Origin of the sequence: Nocardia sp. NPDC004604 (assembly GCF_040609795.1) — a bacterium.
In the GTDB taxonomy this organism is placed as follows: Bacteria; Actinomycetota; Actinomycetes; order Mycobacteriales; family Mycobacteriaceae; genus Nocardia.
Genome location: NZ_JBEXLC010000306.1, coordinates 1 through 2,983 on the forward strand (window position 1 = coordinate 1; position 2,983 = coordinate 2,983).

At 65.4% G+C, this 2,983-nt stretch carries 2 protein-coding genes and 1 pseudogene; all 3 read left to right on the plus strand.

Features of this window, described 5'->3' with window-relative positions; all coding sequences use genetic code 11:
- Positions 1-97: 97 nt before the first annotated feature.
- Positions 98-358: pseudogene (locus ABZW16_RS43630) on the plus strand (3-keto-5-aminohexanoate cleavage protein); the annotation flags it as partial.
- A 108-nt stretch (positions 359-466) separates the two neighbouring features.
- Entirely contained in the window at positions 467-1,798 is a 1,332-nt protein-coding gene (locus ABZW16_RS43635; RefSeq protein WP_354962043.1) for an MFS transporter, read from the plus strand.
- A gap of 69 nt (positions 1,799-1,867) precedes the next feature.
- Positions 1,868-2,983 (plus strand): AMP-binding protein (locus ABZW16_RS43640; RefSeq protein WP_354962045.1); only part of this gene is annotated, 1,116 nt, incomplete at its 3' end.

Consider the following 2,983-nt stretch of genomic DNA (forward strand, 5'->3'; position numbering starts at 1 on the left):
TAATACACCAATACCATTTATCATAGTAGTATGTGAATCTGTACCAACAAGTGTATCTGGGAAAGCAGTTTGTTCACCGTCCACGTCTCTTACATCGATGGCGCTGGGCCAGCATGTGCGGGTCGGCATCGAGGACAACCTGTGGGGCCGCAAGGGCGAGCGGCGCACCTCGGTGGAGCAGGTGGAGCAGATGGTCCGGATCGCCGACGAGCTGGGCCGGGGCGTGGCTTCGTGTAAGGAAGCACGCGACATCTACCTGTTCGACGAGGTCTACGCCGACACCGACGAGGCGTTGGCGAAGATCGGATTCCCGCCCAACCGCAAAACCGGTCAGGTCGGATTCCTCCACCACGCGTAATCGCGTCGGGCAGCGCGTCGGCTCGCGCGCTGCCCGCTCGCTGCATTCGTCATCGTTCGTACCGGCCCGGGGCCGGTACGCCAGTTCCACCAGGCTCGAGGAAGCGCCATGGATCTCCATACCACCCCCACCGACCCTTCCGCAGATACACCCGCGGCCTCGAGCGCTCGTTCCCGGATCTTTCCGTGGATAGTGTTCGGGTTGACCTTCGGGTTGATGGTGTCGGACTACATGTCCCGCCAGGTGCTGTCGGCGGTGTTTCCGCTGCTGAAATCCGAGTGGGGGCTGTCGGATTCGCAGTTGGGCTCGCTGAGCAGTGTCGTGGCGTTGATGGTGGGCCTGTTGGCATTTCCACTGTCGCTGGCGGCCGACCGGTGGGGCCGTGTGCGCAGCATGCTGGTCATGGCGACCGTCTGGAGCCTGGCCACCCTGGTCTGTGCGCTGGCCACCGGCTACGGCCAGATGCTCGGCGCGCGGTTCTTGGTCGGAGTCGGCGAAGCCGCATACGGCAGTGTCGGAGCCGCGGTGATGTTATCCGTGTTCGCACCCCGCTTGCGGGCCTCGCTCAGTGGAGCGTTCCTCGCCGGCGGCTCGTTCGGTTCGGTCCTGGGTGTCGCACTGGGCGGCATCGTCTCGGCACACATCGGCTGGCGGTGGACCTTTGCCGTCATGGCCGCGGTGGGCCTGCTGCTGGTGGCCGCGTTCCGAGTTCTGATCACCGAATCCGTCCTGAGCCGCCACCAAGTCGCTGAGGCACCGGCGACGGACCCGGGTTCGGCACCGCACAACAGTGCTCGTGCGCCGTTGTCGAGCCTGTTCTCGTCGGTGTCGGTGTGGTGTGCCTACGTTGGTGGCGGACTGCAGTTGTTCGTCGGGGCGGTGCTGATGGCCTGGTTGCCCAGCTTCTTCAACCGCTCCTACTCGATGCCCGCGGACCGCGCCGGTCTGGTGGCCGCGATATACGTGCTGCTCATCGGCACCGGAATGATCGTGTGCGGCATCATCACCGACCGGATCGGTCGCACCGATCCGGCCCGCCAGTGGAACAGTGCACTGGTCTACTGCACGATCTCGCTGATCCTGCTGACCGTCGCATTCAGTCTCGACACCGGCACTGCTCAGCTGACCGTCCTGGGGTTGGGGGCATTGACTGCCGCCGGTTCGGCCGGAGCCACGTCCTCGATGGTGGCCAGCCTTACCCACGCCAGCTTGCGTGCCACCGCGTTCGCAACGGTTACCTTGGCCAACAACATCTTCGGGCTCGCACTCGGCCCGCTCGTGGTCGGCTTCCTCGCCGACCGCTACGGACTGGCCAACGCCTTGCGACTGGTCCCATTGACCTACCTCGGCGCCCTCATTGCCCTGGGCCTCGGCCGCCGTGCCTACCCGGCCGGATTGCGCCGCCTGGCCGGGCTCGACGCCCAGCTCACAACCGCCTGAGCGCACCACGCCCGCCCGGCCGACCAGACGGCCGGCATCCTCACCGATACCCCCGATCGAGGTCCCCCCATGCTCAATCTGTCTGTGCTGCTGGAAGATACAGCCCGAAACAATCCGCATCGCGACGCCATTGTCGCCGACGATGACACGCTGACCTACGCCCAGGTCGACGCCGTCACCAACCAGGTCGCCCACCTGCTCGTCGCCCACGACATCCAGCCGGGTGACAAGGTCGCGCTATCGTGCCCGAACCTGGCCTGGTTCCCGATCATCTACTACGGCATCCTGAAGGCGGGTGCCGTGGTGGTCCCGCTCAACGTCCTGCTGAAGGACCGCGAAATCGCCTACCATCTCGACGATTCCGGCGCCAAAGCCTATTTCTGCTACCAGGGCACCCCCGAGCTGCCGATCGGCGACTACGCCCGCGCCGGTTTCGACCGGGCACCGAGCTGCCGTCACCTGTTCATCATCGACTCACTCGCCCCGCAGTCCGGCCAGATCGCCGGCGACCTGTCCACCGCCGTGCGGGCGCAGCCCACCGAATTCGACCCCCGCTTGCGCGAATCCGGTGACACAGCGGTGATTCTCTACACCTCGGGCACCACCGGCACACCCAAGGGTGCCGAACTGACCCACGCGAACATGCTGTTGAACGCATTCACCGCCAACCGGCAGTTCGACAACAGCCCGGCACGACACGACCGGCACCTGGTGGTGCTGCCGTTGTTCCACTCCTTCGGGCAGACGGTGAACATGAATGCGGGGTTCTCCGTCGCCGCGACCCTGGTCCTGCAATCGCGTTTCGACGCCGCCACCACACTGACGTTGCTGCACAGCGAACGGATCACCCTGTTCGCCGGTGTGCCGACCATGTACTGGGGGCTGCTGCAGGCCCTCGACGACAGCGCCGAACTCCATCACATGCAGGAGCACCTTCGGCTGGCCGTTTCCGGCGGCGCCGCGCTACCGGTCGAGATCCTGGCCCGCTTCCGGCAGCGGTTCGGTGTGGATATCGCCGAAGGCTACGGGTTGTCGGAAACCTCACCGCTGGCCCTGTTCGCCGACCTCGATCACGAGCCACGTCCCGGCTCGATCGGCCGTCCGGTCTGGGGAGTGCAGGTCCGACTCGTCGATGAGGACTGGAACACCGTTACTGGCAACGACATCGTCGGTGAGATAGCCATC